Source organism: Streptomyces sp. NPDC001515 (assembly GCF_053597115.1).
Window position 1 is genome coordinate 1 of record NZ_JBSFHN010000092.1, and the last position, 1357, is coordinate 1357.

Here is a 1357-nt window from a genome sequence, read left to right on the forward strand (position 1 = left end):
GTTAAAGATCAAGCTAGGGCGTGTTTTAGAAGTCGCCGACCTGTTTGGTTGGCCGTCCGGGGAAGTCGCGGGTGGCCATCCAGATGGTGAGGTCGCGGGCGATGTCGTTGATGCTGGTCGCCGTGGTGACCTCGTGCTCGTTGCGGGTGGTGTCGTGGCGGACGATCTCGTAGGCGCCTTCGTCCAGGACGGCCACGGAAGTGAACCAGAGGGGGTCGTCCTCGTCGGGCTGGACGACGACGAAGGTGTTGTCGGAATCGTTGAGGTCGCTGATCATCATGAACAGCGCGTCCTCGGACGGATCGTCGATGCGGTCGCCGCTCTCGCTGTCGGCGCCGTAGTACCGAGCCCCCATCGACGTCTCTCCCGTCCGTCCCGCTCACCCTGGCCGCGGTCAGCATGGCATGCGGGAACGACAGCCTCGACAGATCACAGCCATTCGCCGATCGCGGCGATCATGACGGTGGCCTCGAAGCGGACCGCGAGTTTGTCGAACCGGGTGGCCACCGCCCGGTTGCGCTTGAGCCGGTTGATCCCGCACTCGACCGCGTGCCTGGCCTTGTAGTCCTCGCGGTCGAAGACCGGAGGCCGCCCGCCGGCGTTGCCACGCCGTTTGCGGTTGCGTGCCTGGTCGGCCGGCTCGGGGATGGTGCAGCGGATCCCGCGCTTTCGCAGGTAGGCCCGGTTGGCGCGGGCCGAATACGCCTTGTCGCCTCTCACCCGCAGCGGACGGACACGAGGGCGGCCCGGCCCGACGCGAGCGACGCGTATGCCTTCCAGAACGGCAGTGAACTGCGGGCTGTCGCCGCGCTGTCCGGCGGTGACCAGGAGGGACAGCGGCCGCTGGCCTTGTTCGCAGGCCAGGTGGATCTTGGTGGTGAAGCCTCCCCGGGACCGGCCCAGGCCGTGGTCGTCAGGCTCGGTCCGGATGCCGCCCGGCGGCTCCTTCTGGTCCTGTCCGCCGCGGCGGGCGCCTGCGGCGTGCTGATGGGCCCGGCAGATCGTGGAGTCGACATTGACCTCCCACGTGATCAGCCCGGCTGCATCCGCCCGAGCCTGCAGCCGGGTCAGCAGCATCGGCCAGGTGCCGTCCCGCTGCCACCGGCGGAAGAGTCCGTAGACCGTCTGCCACGGACCGTATTCCGACGGCAGATCCCGCCACGGTGCACCTGTCCGCACCCGCCAGCGGATGCCGTCGATCAGCTTCCGTCGGCCCACGGGCGGCCTGCCCAACACGACGACCGGCAACAACGGTTCCAACACCGACCACTGCTCGTCAGAAAGATCCCCTCGCCCCACACCGAGATCATCACGGCACAGGGCGAGAGACGGAGCCCACTTCTAAAACACGGCCTAG

General features: G+C 68.1%; 2 protein-coding genes. Both read right to left on the reverse strand.

Annotated elements, in window-relative coordinates; translation table 11 throughout:
- Positions 1–25: 25 nt before the first annotated feature.
- Positions 26–355 carry a hypothetical protein gene (locus ACWCXC_RS37445; RefSeq protein WP_450891820.1) on the reverse strand — a complete coding sequence of 110 codons (330 nt, stop codon included), beginning with the start codon at positions 353–355 and terminating at the stop codon, positions 26–28.
- Between the two features lie 74 nt (positions 356–429).
- Entirely contained in the window at positions 430–1299 is an 870-nt protein-coding gene (locus ACWCXC_RS37450) for an IS5 family transposase (RefSeq protein ID WP_450891821.1), read from the reverse strand.
- Between the last annotated feature and the right edge of the window lie 58 nt (positions 1300–1357).

What these genes read in the sequence shown, in the direction of transcription:
- ACWCXC_RS37445 (WP_450891820.1), bottom strand. Translation starts at nt 355, where the DNA reads ATGGGGGCTCGGTACTACGGCGCCGACAGCGAGAGCGGCGACCGCATC.